The organism is Burkholderia sp. AU16741 (assembly GCF_002223345.1).
Classification (GTDB): Bacteria; Pseudomonadota; Gammaproteobacteria; order Burkholderiales; family Burkholderiaceae; genus Burkholderia; species Burkholderia sola.
In genome coordinates this window covers 1,107,857-1,128,712 of the sequence record NZ_NKEZ01000003.1, presented here as the reverse complement: position 1 = coordinate 1,128,712, position 20,856 = coordinate 1,107,857, and the positions used below count along the sequence as shown (strand labels likewise).

Genomic DNA, 20,856 nt, shown 5'->3' with positions numbered 1-20,856 from the left:
GCTGTCCAAGATGTTGTCGCGCAATCGCCTCGCCGCCGCCTGTCTCGCCGCTTCCCTGCTCGCCACACCCTTCGCCGCCTTCGGCAAGACACAAAGCGAATCGCTGCTCCAGCAAGCGATCGATCTCGTGTCGCGATGGCTGCCGGCGCCCACTCACGAAGCCCCCGCGACCCAGGTCGTCGAATCGGCCTTCTCGCCCGACGGCGGCGCCGAGGCGCTCGTGCTGAAAGCGATCGGAGCGGCGCGCAGTTCGATCCGGGTCGCCGCGTACTCGTTCACGTCGCCGCCCATCGCACGCGCGTTGCTGGCCGCCAAGCGCCGCGGCGTCAATGTCGCGGTGGTCGTCGACGACAAGGGCAACCGCGCGAAGAGCAGCAAGCAGGCACTGAACCTGCTCGTCAACGCGGGCATCCCGACGCGCACGATCGACGCCTATGCGATCCATCACGACAAGTACCTCGTGATCGACGCCGAGCACGTCGAAACGGGTTCGTTCAACTACAGTGCGTCGGCGGCCAGCCGCAATTCCGAGAACGTCGTCGTGGTCTGGAACAATCCGCAACTCGCGTCGCGTTACCTCACGCACTGGCAAAGCCGCTTCGACCAGGGCACGCCGTACCGCTCCAGCTACTGACGCGCGACACGGGCTTTCTCCCGGCGCTCGGCCCCTGCCTTTTTGCCGCCGCGTTGCAGATGATCGGCGAGCATCGCGCGATGTTCAATTCGGCCGAATGGCCAGCACGCCGCGTCGCGAAACGCCCATCACGCGCGATGCGCGGCGTTCAATGGATTTCAGGCACCCGCCCGGTCGCCGCACCCGCACGGCTCGATACGCTTCATTCGCTCTCGATTCTCGATACGCCGCCCGAAGAGCGCTTCGATCGCCTGACGCGTCTCGCGCGCCGGCTGTTCGACGTACCGATCGCCCTCGTCAGCCTTGTCGACGAGAATCGCCAGTGGTTCAAGAGTCATGCGGGACTCGACGCCGCGCAGACGCCGCGCGACGTGTCGTTCTGCGCGCACGCCCTGCTCGCGGGCGATACGATGGTGATCCAGGATGCACGGAACGACGATCGCTTCCACGATAACCCGCTCGTCACCGGCACGCCGGGCATCCGCTTCTATGCCGGCCGGCCGCTCGCCGCGCCGAACGGCGCCCCGATCGGCACGCTGTGCCTGATCGACACGCGGCCCCGCTCGCTCGAACCCGACGAACTCGTGCTGCTCGGCGATCTCGCCCATCTGACCGAGCGCGAGATCGCCGCGCTGCATTTCGCGACCACCGACGAACTCACGCAGCTGACGAACCGGCGCGGCTTCGAGATTCTCGCCCGGCATGTGCTGAGCCTGTGCGATCGCGTCGGCCGTCACGCCGTGCTGCTGTTCTTCGACCTGAACGATTTCAAGGGGATCAACGATCGCTTCGGCCATGCCGAAGGCGATCGCGCGCTCGAGACGTTCGCCGAAACGTTGACGGGCGCGCTGCGCGACGGCGACGTCATCGCGCGGCTGGGCGGCGACGAGTTCGTCGTGCTGTTGAGCGCCACCGATCCGGCCGACGTCGCCGAGCCCGTCGAACGCGTGACGCAGGCGCTCGCGCAACGCAATGCGGCCGACGCACGCGGTTATGCGATCCGCTTCAGCGTCGGGCACGTCGCCTATGATCCCGCCCGCCATCGCAGCGTCGCCGACCTGCTTGCCACGGCCGATCGGCGGATGTACGAACACAAGCAGCGCGGCAAGACGGCCGGCGCATGACCGCCGACGAGTCAGGCCGGCACGGCGCGATCGAGCCGCCAAGCCGCCGCTCGGCCGCGCTCGTGCGCGGCGTCGGCTCAACTGCCGCAGGGCGGCGCGCTGGCCATTGCGTCCGCGATCTGCTCGGGTGTCAGATCGCGCTGATGCGTCGCCAGCGACCAACGATGCCCGAACGGATCCTCGACTTGCCCGTAACGATCTCCCCAGAACATGTCGGCGGCCGGAATCGTGACCGTCGCGCCGGCCGCGACCGCCTTCTCGATTGCCGCATCGGTGTCCGGCACGTACAAATGCAGGCAGACGGGCGTGCCTTTCAGCGCCTTCGGCCCCAACGCACCGTGCTCGGGCATTTCGTCGACCAGCATCAGCGTCGAATCGCCAATCGCGAGGCACGCATGCGCGAGCCGGCCGTCGGGCATCTCGAGGCGAAACTGTTCGGTTGCATTGAATGCGCGCGTGTAGAAGTCGATGGCTGCGATTGCGCCCGCACAGATCAGATGCGGGGTCAGCGTGCGCATCCCTTCCGGGATCGGCTTGACGGGCGTGGGCATGGTGTCGCTCCTTCAGTCGGTTGTCGTATCGAAAATCGGGACGGACGCGCGATGCGCACACCTCCGATGCTACGACGGACGACTCCACCGGAAATCGACACGGTGCCCGGGATTTTTTTGTTTGCTCGAATGGCGGACTGCGCAGGACGCCGTATCGAGCATCATCGGCCCGTTCGATCGGCCGGTTCGTCCGGCAGGCCGAACTGTCGGCGGCAGGCCTCCAGCAACGCGGCCACCGCGTCGAGCGGAAGATCGGCAAACCGGGCGATCGGCAGCATCACGCCGCCCGGCACCTTCGTACGGGAAGAATGTACGGAGAACTGGTAGCCGATGTAACGATGACCGGCGACGCTGACGATCCGGAATTCAGCGACGTCGCGCCACGGCGTGACGGGTTTTTCGCGGGCGGAACCGATCAGCCGGAAGCCCGTCTCGTCGACCTGCAGCGCCAGCTTGCGCCGCGACGAAACGAAAAACGCGGCACTCGCGAGCCCCAGCAACGCTGCCAGCGCCGCTATCGGCCAGAGCGTCGGGGCAGCCACATAACCGCACAGGCTCGCCGCGGCCAGCCCCGCGCACACGACCGCCCTGCTTTTCAGGCTTCGGCTGTCGACCGCGAGTGTCATCGGCAACGCGCCGATGACCGTTCCCGCAACGGGATCGACGTGCCAGCCGGAATCCGTCGTTTCGCGTTCGTCGTTCATTGCACGCCGGCTCGTGTCGACGGCCGTCGATCCATCGACGCGGCCGGCATGTCGGGATTTCCCTTCCGTTCGCGCGCATCGCGCGCCATCGCGCCGACGTCGGTCAATTGCACACCTTGACGGTACCGTTGATCGTGCATTGACCGACGGCCCAGTGGCTCTGCCCGGCCAGACGAGGCGCGACGCCCATGCCGAGAATCGGCTCGGCCGGCGGCGACGATGCGGGAACGGTCGTCGACGCGGTCTCGGGCGACGGTTGCACGGGCGTCGGCCCGGACGCGGTCTGGCAGGCGGCAAGCGCCAGACAAAGCGCGCATGCCAGCGGGAAGATGGCGAGTCTGGACATGGTCGTGGGCGCGTTCGCGCGATTCGGTTTGGGTAACGGCTCGCGGTCAGATCTGCGGCAGATCGCGCAACGTGCGCGACTCGCTCGTGGCATCGATATCGAGCTCGATGCCTTCCGATGCGTCGCGATACAGCACGCGTTTCAGCCTGGGCCCGATTGCGGTGGTGTCCGATGCCGAGAAGATCGCTCGGACATCGTTACCGGACGCGAGCGCGCGCGCCACGTCCGCCACCGGGGCCTCGCGGGGCGTCGCCGCCCACGAGCGATCGGCCGGGTTCACGGCCGCCCAGCGCACGTGCGTCACGCGCGCGCTGAGCGGATCGATTCGGACACCATTCACCGCGAACGTCGACATCGGCATCTCCCTTGAGTTTTTGCGGCCTGCCGCGTGCATGCGGCGCGCTGCGAACAGCCCGGATCTCATGTGCGCGGCGCGTGCGGCCCACGATCGGGTGCGCGGCGCCGGCCAACGCGATTTTCGATGATACATTGGGACGCTTTGCAACCGTCAACAGACAATCGTGTACGGGAGAAACACATGAGCGACGCCTGGGGAACCTTCCCTGCCAGAATGGGCGACCATCAGGCTTTCATCAGCTTCAATCACGGCTTTGCGGAAATCGCGGAAGGCGATCCGCGCACGTCGCTGCTCAGCGTGCGCGTCCCCTTTGCGCATCCGTCGCCCGACGGTCTGCCGACCGGTGACGAATTCGCCGATCTCGCGAAGATCGAGGATCTGCTCGACGCCGCGATCGTCGCGAAAGGCGGCGTACAGGTCGGCCGCATCACCGTCGACGGCAACCGGGATTTTCTTTTCTACGTCCCGTTCGACGAAGAGGCGGCAGCGGAGATCGTCGACTCGCTGGCCGACCAGACGACCTATGCGCTTCAGTACGCCCATCAGGACGACCCGGACAAGGCGACATACTGGCAAACGCTCTACCCGACCGACGACGACTGGCAGATCATGCGCGACATGCGCACGCTGGATGCGCTGCGGCAGCAAGGCGACGCGCCCGACGTGAGCCGGCGCGTGATGCACTGGGCGTACTTCCCCGACCCGAGCGACGCGCACCAGTTCGCGGACTGGGCCGAAGCGAAAGGCTATCCGGTCGAGTCGGTCGCGCCGACCGAGGACGGCAAGTCGGCGGTACGGTTTTCGCACGAAGGCACGATGACGCTCGCCGACATCACGCGCCATACGATCGCGCTCAATCGCGAGGTGCGCGCACTTGGTGGGAACTACGACGGATGGGAAACCAGCGTCGAACAGGCGGGCTGAGCGGAGCGCCATGCCCGTGACGCGCGAGGTGACGTCACGCAAAAAACATCCCGGCAGCGCTGTAACGCGCTGCCGGGATCAAGGCATCGCCAGCAGGAACCGGCGATGGGCCTGAGGGTTCGCTCAGGCACGAGGAAAACAATTCGTACGGATCGGGCGAACGGATGTCGGGGGCGAACGTGTGCCGTCGCGCAGCCCGCCGAACGCCTGCCCGGTTCCGCCGACGCGACCTTCCGGCGTCGGGGGGAGCAAAAAGCCCCCGCTCCTGCGCGAGCGAGCGGGGAAACGGTTGACCGGGCCGGGGAAGAACGGTCAACCGGTCAAATTGTGATCGCGGGCCGCGCGACGGTCTGTGCGGCAACTCACCCTCTAGTAACAATGTGACGGCAACCGGCATGCGCGCATGCCGCCGAATACCGTCATGATTGAAGCGTGACGCATCACTTGCCGGCCTCGCTGACGAGGCGCCGGCCGACAGCGGCCGGCTTTACATTCCAGTGTCTTATCTCGCTTTAATTCAAATTTCTTTCTCAGACCCGCGCGCAGTTTCCGGTAAGCCGCGGATATTGTCAAAGCAGGATTATTCTATTTTTTGCGCAATGCGATTTTCGATCTCATTTTGGCGTACGGAATTTCTCGCACGCAATGATCTACGTCACGAAAACACGAGTTCATTGCTACAACGCGCCACTGGAAAACCAGTCGGCAACCCTATCGATCCAGTCGAGATTGCCGGCGATTTCAATAGCGGCGTCGCCGACGATTTCGGCTGTCGACAGATGTTCCGCCACCGCGCCGGTTGCCGCCGCACTCGCCTTCGCAGGCTCGGTCGAAACGACGGGCCGCGGATCGGCAAGCCGCACTAACCAGGCGACGATATGGGCGCGTGCGTCCGCCTCATCGGCGAAATCGTTTCGCTCGAGAAAACGATCGAACACGACCCACGCGAGTGTCTTGCTACGCACCTCGGACTCGAGTTGCCTGTCGACAACGACGATACTGCCGGACTCCGTGATTTCGAGCGTCGCCGTGAAGCAGTAATCGAGATATTCGATCTCGAGTTTCGACGAGCTGACCTCCGTTCAATGTGCCCTCTCGATTTTCATGATGCTGGTTGCGTGACGCGTGCTGCACGAAACAGCATGAAACTTGCATGAATTTCGCGCAGGGCTTCATTCTCGCTGGCGCGTATCGCGATATTGTCGCGATCGGTCAACGCGGACCGTCAACGCATGACCGCCCCATTCCCTTTGCCGGTTGAGCCGTAACTCGCTCGGTTTTCCTGTTTTTTGTCTCGACCCACTACGCAGCCGCCCGCGCTGCTAAACTCGGATCACAGACCGCTTGCGCCACCAGAGGAAATAATGACGCTCGCTCATGCACGACAAAGCGGCGTAGATGTCTGGATCGTCCAGATTCCCGGGCACGCTCCCTATGCCTACACGCACCTCAAGCGGATATTCTCGTCCGACGACTCTCGCCATCGCGTCGTGACGATCGACCTGAGGAAACTGCTCGCCTGCGCGGACCGCGACACCACCGACTATGTGCTGCCGTCCGTCCAGTACTGGGCGCCTGGAAAAGCCGCGGGCATTCGCGAATTCCTCGATCCGAGCCGGGACCGGATTCCGGATATGCCGTTCATCACGTTTCGCGAGACGAGAACGCGAACGTTGCTCGGCATTCCCGGCCTGTCGAAAATCGGCGTCGCATCTTTCCGTAACGGCCAGCATCGCGCGCGCTATCTCGCCCATGCCGGCGCGACGATCCTGCCCGTCGAAATTCATGAGACCGAAGCCGATTTGCTTGTGCGGTATTGCGGCGAGTGATCGAAATGTCCGTTCGGCTTTGACCCCGACGCGATGCCATAGCGGCTGGCTGCGGATGCCCTCGCGTGTGGCCGCACGCCGATGTCGGCCAGCATTCAAGCGTCAATCGCGTAAATCCGGTCGGTGACTTCCGTCTGGCCGATGCGACAGGTTTCTACGCCGGCCAATTGCCAGCCGTTGTGTTCGTAGAATCCGATCGCACGCACGTTGCCCTCCAGCACCTGCAGATGGACCCTGTCCACGCCGATGGACCGAGCCCACGCACGAACGGCTTCGATCATGCGCTTACCCGTGCCGCCGCCGTGATGCGAGGGATGAACGTGCAGGCAGTCGAGCAGCACACCCAGCGCCGGATCGACGGGGCGCTCCGCGCTGACGAAGCCGACGGGTTCGCCGTTCGACTCGGCGATCAGCACGAGACCCCACTCGCTCTCGTTGCGATCGAGATAATTGCGCCACCGGACCGCGTGCTCCGTCGGCACGTCGTCGGACAGATAGCTGGCCGGAAGGATGTGGCTATAGGCGGTTTGCCAGCTCAGCGTGTGCAGGCGAGCAATGTGGTTCGCGTCGTGCGGCGTCGCGGCGCGCAGTATGACCCGGGTGTCCGGCATCGGTAGCCACTCTCCTGGTGCGGGTTCTCTTGATCGACATGTGTCGTCGCAAAATATACCGTACTTTGCGGGATGCATTTCGCCGGGCTTGTGGGCGGGTCGTGGGCGAGCGGGCAAAAAAATCCCGACACCTTCTCCGGTCGTCGGGGTCGAACGGCCCTGCAAAGCATGAGGGCACGAGGAAGATCCTACATTACACGCATGCAAGACTGACGCGCTTTGTCGGTTTGCGCCAAGCCCCTGTTCGATTCGGCCAATCAGCCGGTTACGAGCGGCCGTAAACGAAAAAAGCCTGCTCGCGTTTTGCGCGAGCAGGCAAGAAAACGGATCAGCATTCGAGGCACGAGGGCTGTCCAGAGAAGATAACGGCACGGCAAGCGGGAACCTTAGGCGGGAAAGGAAGCGCCGCGGGCAAACGGGCATGAACGTTGTCATCGCAACGACACGGAAACGCGATACGGATCGGGCCCGCAGGCCTCGTCGCCATTTCCGTCACCACGTCGGAGATGCGGGACAAGCGGTGCGATCGGTCGGTACCCCGCACGATCGCGCGCGCGATTTCGATATCGCCTCGCCTCGTCCGAGGTCTCCTATTCGGTATCGAAGTCATATCGCCGGGGCGACCCGATTCCGTCTTTGCGAACCCGAACGTTCGCCATCCACGTGCTGCCGGGTGCCAGTTGCACGGACTCGCCGATAATTTCGTCACTGTCGAATATCGCTATGGCATTCGATTCTTTCGCGCATACGGCGGCCCCTCACATGCGCTCGATGTTGCTGCCGCGCAGCGCGCTTTACGCAAATCGTTCTTTGAAGCGCGAGGCCGAAATGGCATCGTGGTTGATTCGTTGAATACGGGGATGCCACTTCGTTAAAGACGCCGTGACCAAGATACACATTGGCTGTATCCGAACGCCAGAAAGCAAAAAGCCCGGCTCAATGAACCGGGCTTTTTGCTTGAATTTGTTGGGGTGGCTGATGGGACTCGAACCCACGACGACAGGAATCACAATCCTGGACTCTACCAACTGAGCTACAGCCACCACTGATACTGCTTACTTCGTTTCGCCGTTTTGTTTCAGCAGCGAAGAACAAGATTATACGAACACTTTTGAATCTTGCAAAGCCTTTTTTTCAAAAAATTCTTCGGCTTCGTTCAGATGCGCGCGCGCCTCGTCGAACACGGCCAGATCGCCGCGTGCGAGCTTCTTGTTGTCGGACAGCACGCGACGCCAGCCACGCGCGCCCGGCATGCCGCGATACAGCCCGAGGGCGTGCCGCACGATCGCGCCGAGGTAGGTGCCGCGCTTCAGCTCGGCCGCGCAATACGCGATCAGTTGCGCTTCCGCCTCTTCGCGCGTCGGCACCGCTGCGCTCGATCCATAGAAGCGCGTATCGACCTCCGCCAGCACGTACGGGTTGTGATACGCCTCGCGGCCGAGCATCACGCCGTCGACGTGCTCCAGATGCTGCGCGACTTCATCGAGCGTCGTGATGCCGCCGTTGATCACGATCTCCAGCGTCGGAAAATCGCGCTTCAGCCGATACGCATAGTCGTACTTGAGCGGCGGAATCTCGCGATTCTCCTTCGGCGACAGCCCCTTCAGGATCGCGTTGCGGGCATGCACGACGAACGTTTCGCAACCGGCCTCGGCCACCGTGCCGACGAAGTCGCGCACGAACGCGTAGTCCTCGACCGCATCGACGCCGATCCGGTGCTTGACCGTCACCGGCACCGACACCGCATCGCGCATCGCCTTCACGCAGTCGGCGACGAGTGGCGGCTCGTTCATCAGGCATGCACCGAACGCGCCGCGTTGCACGCGCTCGGACGGGCACCCGCAATTCAGGTTGATCTCGTCGTAGCCCCACTGCTCGCCGAGCTTCGCCGCGCGCGCGAGGTCGTCCCGCTCGCTGCCGCCCAGTTGCAGCGCGACCGGCGATTCGCTCGGCGTGAACGCAAGATGCCGCTGGGCATCGCCGAACAGTAGCGCGCCCGTCGTAATCATCTCCGTATACAGCCACGTATTGCGCGTCAGCGTGCGGTGGAACGAACGGCAATGGCGATCCGTCCAGTCGAGCATGGGCGCGACCGATACACGGCGGGGAGGAAGCGAGGACGGAACGGACATGGAATTCGGGTACAGGCCAGGCGGCGCGGAAGCAACCCATTATTTTACCGCAATACCGGCCATACCCGCGCGACACGCGCTACCGGTCGTCCAGCTCCGCATCGACCGCCCGGCGCGCCTCGTCGAACACGCGCTCGATCACGTGCCGCTCGGTCAACAGCACCCCATCGATCTTGACCAGCCGCCAGTCGATCCGCACGGCATCGCCCCGCAGCACGCGGTAGTGCGCATGCTCGCCGTCCCAGACCTGCTCGGTCTTCACCTCGATCTCGAAACCGCGGTACGGCTCGCTGAAATCGCCGAGGTCGCTGCCTGTCGGTTCCATCGCACGCTCCGTGGCGACGCCGCGCCGGGCCGTGTACGCGGCCGGCGCCGCGCGCTCAATCGTATTCGTCGGACAAAAAGGACCGGCCGTCGGCCGTCAGGTCGACCCGGTCGGCCGTCGCCTGATAGATCAGCCCATCGTTCAGCAACGCATGGACGACGTCGTCGAACGCGGCGGGAACCGGCCGGCTGTCGCCGAACTGGTCGATCCATTTCAGCGCCTCGATGGCTTCCGGGGAAAGGATGGGGGTCATGCGTTCGCCTCCGGCATCGGTGTCGTTCCATCCTAGCACTTCGTCCGGCAGTCGAATACCGAGGCAAACGCGCTGCACGAATGCAATGCGGCGGCGCCGGGCACGTTGCCTGCCCGGCGCCGCTGCATCGATGCGCGACCCGCGCTCAGAGACGCGCGATCGAGACTTCCGTCGACTTCACGAGCGCGACGACTTCGGCGCCGACCTTCAGTTCAAGTTCGTCCACCGAACGGGTGGTGATCACCGACGTGACGATGCCGAACGGCGTCTCGACGTCGACTTCGGAAACCACGGACCCGCGAATGATCTCCTTGACCTTGCCCTTGAACTGGTTACGTACGTTGATTGCAGTGATGCTCATCGGGATGATCGCTCCGAAGAAAAGTCTCAGAACGGGCGGCCGGAGCCGCCCGGCGTTAAACGGCCCAGCGGATCTGCCCGACCGGTCGAACCTTGTCTGCTACATGCTCCGTGTCTTGATCGGCCGCGCCGGGGCCGCCGGCGAGCACGCGTTTCAGCACGCGATCCTCGAGCGCCGCGAAAGCGGCCGACGCGCGGGCGCGTGGCCGGCCTAGCGGCACCGGCTGGTCGAGCGCCACCCGCCCCTGCTCGATCAGCAGGATGCGGTCGCCGAGCGCCACGGCTTCCTGCACGTCGTGCGTGACGAGCAGCGCGGTGAACCGGTGCTCGCGCCACAGGCGTTCGATCAGCGCATGCATTTCGATGCGGGTCAGCGCATCGAGTGCGCCGAGCGGCTCGTCGAGCAGCAGCAGTTGCGGCCGGTGCACCAGCGCGCGGGCCAGTGCGACGCGCTGCCGCTGCCCGCCCGACAGTTGCGCGGGCCAGTCGTTCGCGCGTTCCAGCAGCCCGACTTCGTCGAGCACCGCGCGGGCCTGGTCGCGCGCGCCGCGGCCGAGGCCCAGCATCACGTTCTGCAGCACGGTCTTCCACGGCAGCAGGCGCGCATCCTGGTACATGATCCGCGTATCGAGCGCGCCGCCGTCCTCGCCGCGCGTTACGAGCCCGCCGCTGCTCGGCTGCTCGAGTCCCGCGACGAGACGCAGCAGCGTCGATTTCCCGCAGCCGCTGCGGCCGACGATCGCGACGAAGCTGCCGCGCGCGATGTCGAGCTCGACGTTGTCGAGCACCGTGCGGGCGCCGAAGCGCTTGCTGACGCCGGACAGCGTGACCGCGTCGTCGGATGCCGGGCCGCTGGCGCGCCGCCGCGCGAGCGGCACGACCGATGCGCTGCCGTCACGTTCGAGGATCGCCGCGTCGCGCGCATCGCCGTCCGCGACGCGGGCCTGTGCCAGCTCGGCCTCGAGGTCTGCGCCGGCGAGCGGGCCGTAGGCGGCCGCCGAAGTCGTCGCATTCATGCCTTTGCTCCTGATTGATAGGCGGGATGCCAGCGCAGCGTCACGCGCTCGATCCATTTCGCCAGCACATCGGCCAGCTTGCCGAGCACCGCGTACAGCAGGATGCCGACCACCACCACGTCGGTTTGCAGGAATTCACGCGCGTTCATCGTCATGTAGCCGATGCCCGACTGCGCGGAGATCGTTTCCGCGACGATCAGCATCACCCACATCAGCCCGAGCGCGAAACGCACGCCGACGAGGATCGACGGCAACGCGCCGGGCAGGATCACGTCGCGGTACAGCGCGAAGCCGCGCACGCCGTAGCTCTTCGCCATCTCGATCAGGTTCGCGTCGACCGAGCGGATCCCGTGATACGTATTGATGTAGACGGGGAAGAACACGCCGAGCGCGACGAGGAACAGCTTCGCCTTCTCGTCGATGCCGAACCACAGGATCACGAGCGGAATCATCGCGAGCGCCGGGATGTTGCGGATCATCTGGATCGTCGAGTCGAGCGCGATCTCGGCGGCCTTCGACAGCCCGGTCGCAAGCCCCAGCGCGAGGCCGACGCCGCCGCCGATCGCGAAGCCGAACAGCGCGCGCCACGTGCTCACTTTCACGTTCGCCCACATTTCGCCCGAGGTCACGAGCGACCAGGCCGCGCGCACGACCGCCACCGGCTCGGGCAGCACGCGGGTCGACAGCCAGCCGCTGCGCGCACCGACTTCCCACACCATCAGCAACGCGAGCGGCACGAGCCACGCCGCGACGCCGCGCCACGCGCGGGCGGCCACGGCGACGCCCGCCGTCGACGTTTTCGTTGTCATCGCTAGCCTCCGTCGCTCAGCTCTGGCTCGTCTTCGGCAGATAGTTGTTGCCGACGATCTCGCCGAACGGCCCCGACAGCGGGCCGGCTGCTCGCTCCACGCCCTTGCCCTTGATCAGCGGGAACACGAGTTCGGCGAAGCGATACGACTCTTCGAGGTGCGGGTAGCCGGACAGGATGAACGTCTCGATGCCGAGGTCCGCGTATTCGCGCATGCGTTCGGCGACCTGCTCGGGATTGCCGACGAGCGCCGTGCCGGCGCCGCCGCGCACGAGCCCCACGCCGGCCCACAGGTTCGGATAGACCTCGAGCGCCTCGCGGCCGCCGCGCTTGCCGCCGTGCAGCGCGGCCATCCGGCGCTGGCCTTCCGAATCCATGTTCGCGAACGCTTGCTGCGCACGCGCGATCGTGTCGTCGTCGAGCCGGCTGATCAGCCGCTCGGCGTCGCGCCACGCCTCGTCCTCGGTCTCGCGCACGATCACGTGCAGCCGGATGCCGAACTTGATCTGGCGACCGCGCGCGTCGGCACGGGCGCGGATGTCGGCGAGCTTCTTCGCGACGGCCTCGGGCGGCTCGCCCCAAGTCAGATAGGTATCGATGTGATCGGCGGCAATCGCGTGAGCAGCCGGCGACGAGCCGCCGAACCACAGCGGCGGATGCGGATGCTGCACGGGCGGATAAAGCGCCTTGCCGCCTTTCGACTGCAGGTGCTTGCCGATATAGTCGAATCCGCCGTTGTCGTGCGACGCGGCGAGCAGCCCGCGCCAGATGTTCAGGAAATCGTCGGTGATCTCGTAGCGCGTGTCGTGATCGGCGAACAGGCCGTCACCTTCGAGCTCGGCCGCATCGCCGCCCGTGACGACGTTGATCAGCAGGCGGCCGCCCGACAGGCGGTCGAACGTCGCGGCCATCCGCGCGGCGAGCCCCGGCGAAGCGATCCCGGGGCGCACCGCGACCAGGAACTTCAGGCGCTGCGTCGCCGGAATCAGGCTCGACGCGACGACCCACGCATCCTCGCAGGAACGGCCGGTCGGCAGCAGCACGCCGTCGTAGCCAAGCGTGTCGGCCGCCACGGCCACCTGCTTGAAGTAATCGTAGTCCGCGGCGCGCGCGCCTTCGGCCGTGCCGAGATAGCGGCTGTCGCCATGCGTGGGGATAAACCAGAACACATTCATCTGCTGCTCCTGCTTGACTGTCACTGCCGAAATTTGAAAAAACATCGCCCTGCTCGCGTCGCGGATGAGCGACGCATGCATGGTGTGCATTCGAATCGGGATGGCTCGCCGGTCAGGCCGTGCCGCGGACGAGGACGCGATTGCACGGCTGTTGCTGGGAAATCAGTCTAGGGATCGGTACAGGGCTTTGGAACGATTTTTTTGAGCTTAGGTTTTCCGCTTTCGTGATTAGCACGACGCTGGAGCGAATATCGCCGCGGCCGGGCCCTATAATGGCGCACCTATCCGAATAACTCCGCGCGCCCGGCCCCGGCCGTGCGCGCCTGCGGTGCACTCATCGATGCAGAAAGTCATCCTGCCCTTCCTGTCCGGCTTCCTGGCCGCCCTGTTCTTCCGCGAGGCCACGCTGGCCCTGCTTCACACGGCCGACCTGATCGCCGCAACCGGCTTCTCGACACAGCCGTTCGCGCCGCTCGGCATTCCTGAATTTGTCGCGAATGCGCTGATCAGCGCGTGCTGGGCGATTCCGATGGCGTGGTTGTTGCGCGTGTCGCCGGAACGCGAAGCATCGTGGATCGGCGCGCTCGTGTTCGGCGGCATCGTGCTGACGGCCGCCCGCGTGTTCGCGATCGATCCGCTGCGCGGCATCTGGCCGTCGGGCAACATGATGCCCGTGCTCGCGTCGGGGTTCGCGGCGAATGCGGTGTGGGGATTCGGTGCGCTCGTGTTCATGCGCGCGTTCATGTCGGACGACGCGGGCGACGACTAACGCCGGCGCGGGCGGCGCGCCCTTCGGCCTCAGGCAGACCGATTTCCATGAAAAAGGCCGCGTGCATGATGCACGCGGCCTTTTCGTTTCCGGGTCGCGCGTCGATCGACCGCGCGGGTCAGCCCGATCGACGTCAGTCCTTCAGCTCGCGCAGCGGATGGATGTCGGGCGTCCACGGGCTGTCGAACATCGCGAGCACGTCGGCGCGCCGGACGTCGGCAGCCGACTTGAAACGCCACACCGGCTGGTGATCCTTGTCGACGATCAGCGCGCGCACGCCCTCGATCACGTCGCCGCGCGCGAAGGTCGAGCGCGTGAGATCGAGATCGCGCCGCAGGCAATCGGCCATCGTCGCGCCGCGCGCGCGTTCGACGACTTCGAGCGACACGGCCATCGACAGCGGCGACAGTTGCTCGCGCATCGCGTGCGTCGCTTTCTCGACCCACCCGTCGACCGCCGCGCAATCCTGCTCGGCGTCGAGCGACGCAAGGATCGCGTCGATGTCCGGCTGCGCGAAATGCCGGTCGATCCCGGCACGCGCGTCCGCAAGCGCCGACGTGTCGGGCGTCGGCACGACCTTGTGCGCGGCAGCCGCGTCGGTCACGCAGGCGACGGCCTGCGCGCCGCTGTCGATGCGCGCGGTGCGCAGCGTGTCGAGCAGCGCAGGCAGCGCGGCATCGGGCAGATAGACGTCGGCGAGTTGCGCGTACAGCGCGCCGGCCGCGTCGAGCGTCGCGCCGGTCACCGCCAGATAGCGGCCGATCGCGCCGGGCGTGCGCGCGAGAAACCAGCTCATCCCGACGTCCGGGAACAGGCCGATGCGCGTTTCGGGCATCGCCATCTTCGTCGAGTCGGTCACGACGCGCAGGCCGCCCGTCTGCCGCGCCGCCTGCGAAATCCCCATGCCGCCGCCCATCACGACGCCGTGCATCAGCGCGATGTACGGCTTCGGATACGTGAAAATCGCATGGTTCAGCGTGTATTCCTCGATGAAGAACGTGTCGACCGCATCGCGGTCGCCGCGCTGCCACGCGTCGTGAAAGAAGCGCACGTCGCCGCCCGCGCAGAACGCGCGCGGATGCGGGCTGTGCACGACGACCGCGACGACGTCGGGATCGCCGCGCCACGCGTCCAGCGCCTGCTGCATCAGCCGGATCATGCCGACCGACAGCGCGTTCAGCGCCTTCGGCCGGTTCAGTTCGAGAAAGCCGATGCGGTTCGCGACATACGCGACCACGTCGGGCTGGGCAGATTCGGCTGAAACGGCGGCGGAAGAAGAATCGGTCATGAAGATCATCCGGCAAACGGCAGTCGCACGCTCAGTGCGCCTGCATTTTCGAGAACAGATTCAGCACCGCGACGCCGGCGACGATCAGCCCGAGGCCGATCACCGCCGGCACGTCCGGCACCTGGCGATAGAGCAGCATCGCGACGAGCGTGATCAGCACGATGCCGGCGCCCGACCACACTGCATAGATGATGCCGACGGGCATCGTGCGCAACGTGAGCGACAGGCAGTAAAACGCGACGCCGTAACCGGCGACGACGAGCACCGACGGCCACAAGCGCGTGAAGCCGTCCGCCGCGCGCAGCGCGGACGTGCCGATCACTTCCGCGACGATCGCGATCGCGAGCCATGCGTAACCGGGCACTTGCATCGCTCAGCTCCTTGCGAGGGCCAGTACCGCGTAGTCGTGACCGAGCTCGGCGCACAGCGCTTCGACGACGAACTCGTGGTCCGCGCGCTGCGGCAGCCCGGACGCGGTGATCGAGCCGATCACGCCGGCGCCGGCGACGGTCAGCGGAAACGAGCCGCCGTGCGACGCATAGTCGGCGGCCGGCAGCCCGTGCTTGTCCGCGAGCGTCGCGCCGGCCTGCTGCATGCGCAGGCCGATCGCGTACGAGCTGCGGCGAAAATGCGCGACGACGTTGCGCTTGCGGCGCACCCAGTCGGCGTTGTCCGGCGTCGCGCCGGCGAGCGCCGCATAGAACAGCGGCTGGCCGAACGTGACGATGTCGATCGCGATCGCATGACCGCGCGACGTCGCGAGCGCATGCATCCGGTTGCCGAGCGCCCACGCGCGGGCCGGGTCGAAATGGGGAAACACGAGCGCCTGTTCCTGCGCGCCGATCGATTGCAGATCGTGAGCGATGTCCATGAATCCGTCGATGCAGTAATGAGAGTCGCAGCGGCGCCGATGCGATCGCGCAAGGCCGCTGCCGGGATGGCGACACAAACCGCTCGATTCTAGCGCACGCGCCTCCCCGTACCGGCCCCACCCGCGCTCGCGACGCGATTGTCAGAAAACAGTTGCGCGCATCCTGGTTAGCCCATATAATTCATTTCTTCGACGGACGCGGGGTGGAGCAGTCTGGCAGCTCGTCGGGCTCATAACCCGAAGGTCGTAGGTTCAAATCCTACCCCCGCAACCAACCGTCCAGAATTTCGCAAAAAGCCCGGCTTCGCGCCGGGCTTTTTGTTTTTGCGCGCCCGGGCTTCCCGCCTTCTTCGCGCACTCTCCCGCCGTTTCTCCCGACACGCCGCCGCATGCGCGCGGCGTTCAAGAATGCCGCGGGCCGGTGATACACTCGCATCACCTCGTCCCTTCCACTCGACATGAAATTCTGCTCCGTCTGCGGTCACGAAGTCCTTGCGCGCATTCCGCCTGGCGACAACCGCGAGCGCTTCGTCTGCGATCACTGCGGCACGATCCACTATCAGAATCCGCGCAACGTCGTCGGCACGGTGCCGGTCTGGGGCGACCAGATCCTGCTGTGCCGCCGCGCGATCGAACCGCGCTACGGATTCTGGACGCTGCCGGCGGGTTTCATGGAAATGGGCGAGACCACCGCGGAAGCCGCCGCGCGCGAAACGCTCGAGGAAGCCGGCGCGCGCGTCGAAGTGCAGAACCTGTTCACGCTGCTCAACGTGCCGCACGTGCACCAGGTCCACCTGTTCTACCTTGCGCGGCTCACCGATCCGGGTTTCGAAGCCGGCGAGGAAAGCCTCGAAGTGAAACTGTTCGACGAAGCCGACATCCCGTGGGACGAGATCGCGTTCCCGACCGTCAGCCAGACGCTGCGCTTCTTCTTCGCGGATCGCGCCGCCGGCGACTACGGCGTGCACACCGGCGACATCTTCCGCTCGCTGCGCAACGGCTGAGCCCTACCCATGGTTCCCTGGCTCGGCCCGGACGATCCGTTTCCGTCCATCGAACGCGCGCTCGGCCCCGCGACCGGCGCGCCCGGGCTGCTCGCCGCGAGCGCCGACCTGCTGCCGTCGCGCCTCATCGACGCCTACCAGCGCGGCATCTTCCCGTGGTACTCGGACGGCCAGCCGGTGCTGTGGTGGAGCCCCGACCCGCGCATGATCCTCGTGCCGGCCGAATTCAAGGTATCGCCGTCGCTGCGCAAGACGCTCAAGCGCGTCCTGCGCGAACCGGGTTGGGAAGTACGCGTCGATCACGACTTTCCCGGCGTGATGCGCGCGTGCGCGCAGGCGCCGCGCCGCGGGCAGCGCGGCACCTGGATCACCGCCGAGATCATCGACGCCTACACGTCGCTCTACCGCTCCGGCAACGCGCACAGCATCGAGACGTGGCACGACGGACGCCGCGTCGGCGGCCTCTATGGCGTGTCGTTCGGCCGGATGTTTTTCGGCGAGTCGATGTATGCGGACGTGACCGATGCGTCGAAAATCGCGCTGGCCGCGCTCATCGCGCACCTTCGCGAGCAGGGGCTGGAAATGATAGACTGCCAACAGAATACGTCGCATCTAGCGTCGCTCGGCGGCCGCGAGATCGCACGCAAGGCCTTTGTCGCTCACGTGCGCCGCGCGGCAGCCGAACCGCCGATCCCGTGGCAGTTCGACAAGCGCGTGCTCGCCACGCTGACGAGCCCCGCCGAAACGGCGGCGCCCACCGGGGGCGAGCGCTAGCGCGGCACTCCTTCCCTGCATCGAGAGCTGCCCATGACTCATCCGACTGAGCTGCCGCTTTCACCGCTTTCGGCGCTGCAATTCTATGCAACGGCGCCCTATCCGTGCAGCTATCTGGACGGCCGCATCGCACGCTCGCAAGTCGCGACGCCGAGCCACCTGATCAACTCCGACATCTATACCGAACTCGTGAAGGCCGGCTTCCGCCGCTCGGGCGTCTTCACGTATCGTCCGTACTGCGACGGCTGCCGCGCCTGCGTGCCGGTGCGCGTGCCGGTCGGCGAGTTCGCGCCGACGCGCACGCAGCGCAGGATGTGGAAGCGGCACCGCACGCTGGTCGCGACGGTGTCACCGCTGCACTACGACGAAGAGCACTACGCGCTCTACATGCGCTACCAGTCCGCGCGCCACGCGGGCGGCGGCATGGATCGCGACAGCCGCGACCAGTACGAACAGTTCCTGCTGCAAAGCCGGATCAACTCGCGCCTCGTCGAATTCCGCGACCTCGACGCACCGGGCGGCGAACCCGGCAAACTGCGGATGGTCAGCATGATCGACATCCTCGGCGACGGGCTGTCGTCGGTCTACACGTTCTTCGAGCCCGACGACCGGCACACGAGCTACGGCACCTACAACATCCTGTGGCAGATCGAACAGGCGAAGAGCCTCGGGCTGCCCTACGTCTACCTCGGCTACTGGATCCGCGAGAGCCCGAAGATGGCCTACAAGGCGAACTTCCACCCGCTCGAAGGGCTGATCGACGGCCGCTGGAAGACGCTCGACCCGGAACGGGTCGACCTGCCGCCCGTCGACGCGGCGCTCGCACGCGCGCCGTTGCCGGGCGGGCATTCCGGCTCGGGCTGACCCGCGTCGCGGCGGCTACGAAGCGAAGCACGCCCGTGCCGCGCAACTCCCGGTAAAATAGCGGGTTGTCATTCATTTCGGCCGTCCGCCCCATTCCCGTGTTCAGTTCCCTCTATCCGCTGGCCCGCGCATCCCTGTTCAAAATGGATGCGGAAGACGCTCACCACCTTACGCTGCGCGCGCTCGGCGCGGCCGGCCGCACCGGCCTCGCCTGCGCGCTGTCGGCCCGCGTGCCCGACGCGCCGCGCACCGTGATGGGGCTCACGTTCCGCAACCCGGTCGGCCTCGCGGCCGGCCTGGACAAGGATGGCGCGGCCATCGACGGCCTCGCGGCGCTCGGCTTCGGCTTCATCGAGGTCGGCACGGTCACGCCGCGCCCGCAACCCGGCAACCCGCGCCCGCGGATGTTCCGGCTGCCGCAGGCCGAAGCGCTGATCAACCGGATGGGCTTCAACAACCACGGCGTCGACCAGTTCGTGAAGAACGTGCAGGCCGCCCGCTATCGCGGCATCCTCGGCCTGAACATCGGCAAGAACGCCGACACGCCGATCGAACGCGCGGCGGAGGATTACCTGTACTGCCTGGAGCGCGTATACCCGTTCGCGAGCTACGTGACGATCAACATCTCGTCGCCGAACACGAAGAACCTGCGCCAGTTGCAGGGCGCGGGCGAGCTCGACGCGCTGCTCGCCGCGCTGAAGGACAAGCAACAGCGCCTCGCCGACCTGCACGGCAAGCTCGTGCCGCTCGCGCTGAAGATCGCGCCCGATCTCGACGACGAACAGGTGAAGGAAATCGGCGACACGCTGCTGCGCCACAAGATCGAAGCTGTGATCGCCACCAATACGACGCTGTCGCGCGCGGCCGTCCAGGGCCTGCCGCACGCGGACGAAGCCGGCGGCCTGTCGGGCCGCCCCGTGTTCGACGCGTCGAACGAGGTGATCCGCAAGCTGCGCGCCGAAGTCGGCGACGACGTGCCGATCATCGGCGTCGGCGGCATTTTCTCGGGCGAGGACGCCCGCGCGAAGTTGGCGGCCGGCGCGGCGCTCGTCCAGCTCTATACCGGCTTCATCTATCGCGGCCCGGCGCTCGTGTCCGAATGCGTGAAGGCGATCGCCCGCGAACGCACCGCGTAATATAGCCATAAGCAAACTATATTTAGCCATCGATAGCGTTTTTGCTATCCTCGCTTCACGATCAGAATCATTGAGCCGCACAGGGCAAGGACACACACGATGAAATTTTCGCTGTTGAAGAAGCTGCTGGTGGCCGGCGTGATCGGCACGTCGTTCGCTGCGGCAACCGCCCACGCGGCGGACCTCCTCGACCAGGTCAAACAACGCGGCACGCTGCGCGTCGGCCTCGAAGGCACGTTCCCGCCGTTCAACTCGAAGAACCCGCAAGGCGAACTCGTCGGGTTCGACGTCGACATCGCGAAGGCCGTCGCCGCGAAGCTCGGCGTGAAGGCCGAATTCGTGACGACCGAATGGAGCGGCATCATCGCGGGCCTGCAGGCCGGCAAGTTCGACGTGATCGCCAACCAGGTCGGCATCACCGACAAGCGCAAGGAAACGCTCGACTTCTCGCCCGCGTACACGTACTCGTCCGCGCAGTTGATCCAGCGCAAGGACGACACGCGCGAGTTCAAGTCGCTGGAAGATCTGAAGGGCAAGAAGCTCGGCGTCGCGCTCGGCACGAACTACATGGACATGGCGAAATCGGTGCCGGGCATCGACGTGAAGACGTACCCGGGCGCGCCCGAGTACTTGCGCGATCTCTCGGCCGGCCGCCTCGACGCGGCGCTCAACGACCGCCTGATGCTCGCGTACCTGACGAAGAATTCCCAACTGCCGCTGCGCCCGGGCGCGAACGTCGGTTCGGCGAACCCGTCGGGCATCCCGTTCAAGAAGGGCAACCCGAAGTTCCAGAAGGCGATCGACGACGCGATGACGCAACTCGAGGCCGACGGCACGTTCACGAAGATCTCCGACAAATGGTTCGGCATCGACGTGACGAAACCGATCAAGTAAGCACGCCTGCATTTCCCGCCTGACGGCGGGCCGGAAAGGGCGGCATCCGCAACGATGCCGCCCTTTGTTTTATCGGTCCGGTTTATGATTGCGCTTTCGCGCACGC

At 65.8% G+C, this 20,856-nt stretch carries 26 protein-coding genes and 2 tRNA genes; 11 read left to right on the top strand and 17 right to left on the bottom strand.

Going from position 1 to position 20,856, the window contains the following annotated elements:
• The first annotated feature begins 10 nt into the window (after positions 1-10).
• Both CFB89_RS07690 and CFB89_RS07685 read left to right on the top strand, forming a co-directional pair.
• Positions 11-634 (top strand): phospholipase D family protein, encoded by a 624-nt coding sequence (locus CFB89_RS07690; RefSeq protein ID WP_089467359.1) that lies wholly within the window; start codon positions 11-13, stop codon positions 632-634.
• 137 nt (positions 635-771) lie between these two features.
• Complete coding sequence (locus CFB89_RS07685; RefSeq protein WP_089467946.1) at positions 772-1,758, top strand: diguanylate cyclase; 987 nt, start codon at positions 772-774, stop codon at positions 1,756-1,758.
• Between the two features lie 77 nt (positions 1,759-1,835).
• On the opposite strand, the gene CFB89_RS07680 is transcribed toward CFB89_RS07685, so the two are convergent.
• From CFB89_RS07680 to CFB89_RS07665, 4 genes are all read right to left on the bottom strand, one after another.
• Positions 1,836-2,309 (bottom strand): VOC family protein, encoded by a 474-nt coding sequence (locus CFB89_RS07680; protein ID WP_089467358.1) that lies wholly within the window; start codon positions 2,307-2,309, stop codon positions 1,836-1,838.
• Between the two features lie 161 nt (positions 2,310-2,470).
• Positions 2,471-3,013: an aspartyl-tRNA synthetase gene (locus CFB89_RS07675; protein WP_089467357.1), complete on the bottom strand. Its 543-nt coding sequence runs from the start codon at positions 3,011-3,013 to the stop codon at positions 2,471-2,473.
• Between the two features lie 103 nt (positions 3,014-3,116).
• On the bottom strand, positions 3,117-3,359 hold the full coding sequence (locus CFB89_RS07670; protein ID WP_089467356.1) for a hypothetical protein: 243 nt from the start codon (positions 3,357-3,359) through the stop codon (positions 3,117-3,119).
• A 46-nt stretch (positions 3,360-3,405) separates the two neighbouring features.
• The gene (locus tag CFB89_RS07665) at positions 3,406-3,714 is read right to left on the bottom strand and encodes a hypothetical protein (protein ID WP_011545327.1); all 309 of its coding nucleotides are present in this window, start codon (positions 3,712-3,714) and stop codon (positions 3,406-3,408) included.
• Positions 3,715-3,897: 183 nt separating this feature from the next.
• On the opposite strand from CFB89_RS07665, the gene CFB89_RS07660 reads away from it, so the two are divergent.
• Complete coding sequence (locus CFB89_RS07660; protein ID WP_089467355.1) at positions 3,898-4,641, top strand: DUF695 domain-containing protein; 744 nt, start codon at positions 3,898-3,900, stop codon at positions 4,639-4,641.
• 677 nt (positions 4,642-5,318) lie between these two features.
• On the opposite strand, the gene CFB89_RS07655 is transcribed toward CFB89_RS07660, so the two are convergent.
• On the bottom strand, positions 5,319-5,606 hold the full coding sequence (locus CFB89_RS07655; protein WP_256979599.1) for a hypothetical protein: 288 nt from the start codon (positions 5,604-5,606) through the stop codon (positions 5,319-5,321).
• Positions 5,607-6,005: 399 nt separating this feature from the next.
• Here CFB89_RS07655 and CFB89_RS07650 point away from each other — a divergent pair, with 399 nt between their 5' ends.
• Positions 6,006-6,470, top strand: a complete 465-nt coding sequence (locus CFB89_RS07650) for a hypothetical protein (RefSeq protein WP_089467353.1) — start codon at positions 6,006-6,008, stop codon at positions 6,468-6,470.
• Between the two features lie 95 nt (positions 6,471-6,565).
• On the opposite strand, the gene CFB89_RS07645 is transcribed toward CFB89_RS07650, so the two are convergent.
• The 9 genes from CFB89_RS07645 to ssuD all read right to left on the bottom strand — a co-directional run bounded on the left by CFB89_RS07645 (position 6,566) and on the right by ssuD (position 13,150).
• Complete coding sequence (locus CFB89_RS07645; RefSeq protein ID WP_089467352.1) at positions 6,566-7,081, bottom strand: GNAT family N-acetyltransferase; 516 nt, start codon at positions 7,079-7,081, stop codon at positions 6,566-6,568.
• Between the two features lie 967 nt (positions 7,082-8,048).
• A tRNA-His gene (locus CFB89_RS07640) sits at positions 8,049-8,124 on the bottom strand.
• A gap of 54 nt (positions 8,125-8,178) precedes the next feature.
• A complete protein-coding gene (gene dusA, locus CFB89_RS07635; RefSeq protein WP_256979598.1) occupies positions 8,179-9,165 on the bottom strand; it encodes a tRNA dihydrouridine(20/20a) synthase DusA in 987 nt (328 codons plus the stop codon).
• Between the two features lie 127 nt (positions 9,166-9,292).
• Positions 9,293-9,538, bottom strand: a complete 246-nt coding sequence (locus tag CFB89_RS07630) for a hypothetical protein (RefSeq protein ID WP_089467350.1) — start codon at positions 9,536-9,538, stop codon at positions 9,293-9,295.
• Between the two features lie 55 nt (positions 9,539-9,593).
• A complete protein-coding gene (locus CFB89_RS07625) occupies positions 9,594-9,791 on the bottom strand; it encodes a hypothetical protein (protein WP_089467945.1) in 198 nt (65 codons plus the stop codon).
• Positions 9,792-9,936: 145 nt separating this feature from the next.
• Positions 9,937-10,152, bottom strand: coding sequence for a molybdopterin-binding protein (locus CFB89_RS07620; protein ID WP_006476104.1), 216 nt, complete (start codon positions 10,150-10,152; stop codon positions 9,937-9,939).
• Positions 10,153-10,207: 55 nt separating this feature from the next.
• A complete protein-coding gene (locus CFB89_RS07615; protein WP_089467349.1) occupies positions 10,208-11,167 on the bottom strand; it encodes an ATP-binding cassette domain-containing protein in 960 nt (319 codons plus the stop codon).
• Positions 11,164-11,976 (bottom strand): aliphatic sulfonate ABC transporter permease SsuC, encoded by an 813-nt coding sequence (gene ssuC / locus CFB89_RS07610; RefSeq protein WP_089467348.1) that lies wholly within the window; start codon positions 11,974-11,976, stop codon positions 11,164-11,166. Before ssuC ends, CFB89_RS07615 begins: the two co-directional genes overlap by 4 nt.
• 16 nt (positions 11,977-11,992) lie before the next feature.
• Positions 11,993-13,150 carry an FMNH2-dependent alkanesulfonate monooxygenase gene (ssuD, locus tag CFB89_RS07605; protein ID WP_089467944.1) on the bottom strand — a complete coding sequence of 386 codons (1,158 nt, stop codon included), beginning with the start codon at positions 13,148-13,150 and terminating at the stop codon, positions 11,993-11,995.
• Positions 13,151-13,490: 340 nt separating this feature from the next.
• On the opposite strand from ssuD, the gene CFB89_RS07600 reads away from it, so the two are divergent.
• Positions 13,491-13,919, top strand: coding sequence for a hypothetical protein (locus tag CFB89_RS07600; protein WP_089467347.1), 429 nt, complete (start codon positions 13,491-13,493; stop codon positions 13,917-13,919).
• 133 nt (positions 13,920-14,052) lie between these two features.
• On the opposite strand, the gene CFB89_RS07595 is transcribed toward CFB89_RS07600, so the two are convergent.
• Genes CFB89_RS07595 through CFB89_RS07585 form a run of 3 tightly spaced genes read right to left on the bottom strand, consistent with a single transcriptional unit; the run spans position 14,053 to position 16,078 of the window.
• On the bottom strand, positions 14,053-15,207 hold the full coding sequence (locus CFB89_RS07595) for an enoyl-CoA hydratase/isomerase family protein (RefSeq protein ID WP_089467943.1): 1,155 nt from the start codon (positions 15,205-15,207) through the stop codon (positions 14,053-14,055).
• A 31-nt stretch (positions 15,208-15,238) separates the two neighbouring features.
• Positions 15,239-15,577, bottom strand: coding sequence for a multidrug efflux SMR transporter (locus tag CFB89_RS07590; protein ID WP_089467346.1), 339 nt, complete (start codon positions 15,575-15,577; stop codon positions 15,239-15,241).
• 3 nt (positions 15,578-15,580) lie between these two features.
• The gene (locus CFB89_RS07585) at positions 15,581-16,078 is read right to left on the bottom strand and encodes a heme-degrading domain-containing protein (protein ID WP_069621415.1); all 498 of its coding nucleotides are present in this window, start codon (positions 16,076-16,078) and stop codon (positions 15,581-15,583) included.
• 197 nt (positions 16,079-16,275) lie between these two features.
• On the opposite strand from CFB89_RS07585, the gene CFB89_RS07580 reads away from it, so the two are divergent.
• The 6 genes from CFB89_RS07580 to CFB89_RS07555 all read left to right on the top strand — a co-directional run bounded on the left by CFB89_RS07580 (position 16,276) and on the right by CFB89_RS07555 (position 20,750).
• Positions 16,276-16,352, top strand: a tRNA-Met gene (locus CFB89_RS07580).
• Between the two features lie 184 nt (positions 16,353-16,536).
• Entirely contained in the window at positions 16,537-17,082 is a 546-nt protein-coding gene (locus CFB89_RS07575; RefSeq protein WP_006476111.1) for an NUDIX hydrolase, read from the top strand.
• A 9-nt stretch (positions 17,083-17,091) separates the two neighbouring features.
• The gene (gene aat, locus CFB89_RS07570; protein WP_089467345.1) at positions 17,092-17,856 is read left to right on the top strand and encodes a leucyl/phenylalanyl-tRNA--protein transferase; all 765 of its coding nucleotides are present in this window, start codon (positions 17,092-17,094) and stop codon (positions 17,854-17,856) included.
• 33 nt (positions 17,857-17,889) lie between these two features.
• Positions 17,890-18,720 carry an arginyltransferase gene (locus CFB89_RS07565; RefSeq protein WP_069621413.1) on the top strand — a complete coding sequence of 277 codons (831 nt, stop codon included), beginning with the start codon at positions 17,890-17,892 and terminating at the stop codon, positions 18,718-18,720.
• A 98-nt stretch (positions 18,721-18,818) separates the two neighbouring features.
• Positions 18,819-19,856 (top strand): quinone-dependent dihydroorotate dehydrogenase, encoded by a 1,038-nt coding sequence (locus CFB89_RS07560; protein WP_089467344.1) that lies wholly within the window; start codon positions 18,819-18,821, stop codon positions 19,854-19,856.
• 99 nt (positions 19,857-19,955) lie between these two features.
• The gene (locus CFB89_RS07555; protein WP_089467343.1) at positions 19,956-20,750 is read left to right on the top strand and encodes a cystine ABC transporter substrate-binding protein; all 795 of its coding nucleotides are present in this window, start codon (positions 19,956-19,958) and stop codon (positions 20,748-20,750) included.
• Positions 20,751-20,856 lie beyond the last annotated feature (106 nt).

Excerpts from the sequence above, each read along its gene's own strand:
- CFB89_RS07690 (WP_089467359.1), top strand. The coding sequence starts at position 11 with ATGTTGTCGCGCAATCGCCTCGCCGCCGCCTGTCTCGCCGCTTCCCTG.
- CFB89_RS07685 (WP_089467946.1), top strand. The coding sequence starts at position 772 with ATGCGCGGCGTTCAATGGATTTCAGGCACCCGCCCGGTCGCCGCACCC.
- CFB89_RS07680 (WP_089467358.1), bottom strand. The coding sequence starts at position 2,309 with ATGCCCACGCCCGTCAAGCCGATCCCGGAAGGGATGCGCACGCTGACC.
- CFB89_RS07675 (WP_089467357.1), bottom strand. The coding sequence starts at position 3,013 with ATGAACGACGAACGCGAAACGACGGATTCCGGCTGGCACGTCGATCCC.
- CFB89_RS07670 (WP_089467356.1), bottom strand. The coding sequence starts at position 3,359 with ATGTCCAGACTCGCCATCTTCCCGCTGGCATGCGCGCTTTGTCTGGCG.
- CFB89_RS07665 (WP_011545327.1), bottom strand. The coding sequence starts at position 3,714 with ATGTCGACGTTCGCGGTGAATGGTGTCCGAATCGATCCGCTCAGCGCG.
- CFB89_RS07660 (WP_089467355.1), top strand. The coding sequence starts at position 3,898 with ATGAGCGACGCCTGGGGAACCTTCCCTGCCAGAATGGGCGACCATCAG.
- CFB89_RS07650 (WP_089467353.1), top strand. The coding sequence starts at position 6,006 with ATGACGCTCGCTCATGCACGACAAAGCGGCGTAGATGTCTGGATCGTC.
- CFB89_RS07645 (WP_089467352.1), bottom strand. The coding sequence starts at position 7,081 with ATGCCGGACACCCGGGTCATACTGCGCGCCGCGACGCCGCACGACGCG.
- dusA (WP_256979598.1), bottom strand. The coding sequence starts at position 9,165 with ATGCTCGACTGGACGGATCGCCATTGCCGTTCGTTCCACCGCACGCTG.
- CFB89_RS07630 (WP_089467350.1), bottom strand. The coding sequence starts at position 9,538 with ATGGAACCGACAGGCAGCGACCTCGGCGATTTCAGCGAGCCGTACCGC.
- CFB89_RS07625 (WP_089467945.1), bottom strand. The coding sequence starts at position 9,791 with ATGACCCCCATCCTTTCCCCGGAAGCCATCGAGGCGCTGAAATGGATC.
- CFB89_RS07620 (WP_006476104.1), bottom strand. The coding sequence starts at position 10,152 with ATGAGCATCACTGCAATCAACGTACGTAACCAGTTCAAGGGCAAGGTC.
- CFB89_RS07615 (WP_089467349.1), bottom strand. The coding sequence starts at position 11,167 with ATGAATGCGACGACTTCGGCGGCCGCCTACGGCCCGCTCGCCGGCGCA.
- ssuC (WP_089467348.1), bottom strand. The coding sequence starts at position 11,976 with ATGACAACGAAAACGTCGACGGCGGGCGTCGCCGTGGCCGCCCGCGCG.
- ssuD (WP_089467944.1), bottom strand. The coding sequence starts at position 13,150 with ATGAATGTGTTCTGGTTTATCCCCACGCATGGCGACAGCCGCTATCTC.
- CFB89_RS07600 (WP_089467347.1), top strand. The coding sequence starts at position 13,491 with ATGCAGAAAGTCATCCTGCCCTTCCTGTCCGGCTTCCTGGCCGCCCTG.
- CFB89_RS07595 (WP_089467943.1), bottom strand. The coding sequence starts at position 15,207 with ATGACCGATTCTTCTTCCGCCGCCGTTTCAGCCGAATCTGCCCAGCCC.
- CFB89_RS07590 (WP_089467346.1), bottom strand. The coding sequence starts at position 15,577 with ATGCAAGTGCCCGGTTACGCATGGCTCGCGATCGCGATCGTCGCGGAA.
- CFB89_RS07585 (WP_069621415.1), bottom strand. The coding sequence starts at position 16,078 with ATGGACATCGCTCACGATCTGCAATCGATCGGCGCGCAGGAACAGGCG.
- CFB89_RS07575 (WP_006476111.1), top strand. The coding sequence starts at position 16,537 with ATGAAATTCTGCTCCGTCTGCGGTCACGAAGTCCTTGCGCGCATTCCG.
- aat (WP_089467345.1), top strand. The coding sequence starts at position 17,092 with ATGGTTCCCTGGCTCGGCCCGGACGATCCGTTTCCGTCCATCGAACGC.
- CFB89_RS07565 (WP_069621413.1), top strand. The coding sequence starts at position 17,890 with ATGACTCATCCGACTGAGCTGCCGCTTTCACCGCTTTCGGCGCTGCAA.
- CFB89_RS07555 (WP_089467343.1), top strand. The coding sequence starts at position 19,956 with ATGAAATTTTCGCTGTTGAAGAAGCTGCTGGTGGCCGGCGTGATCGGC.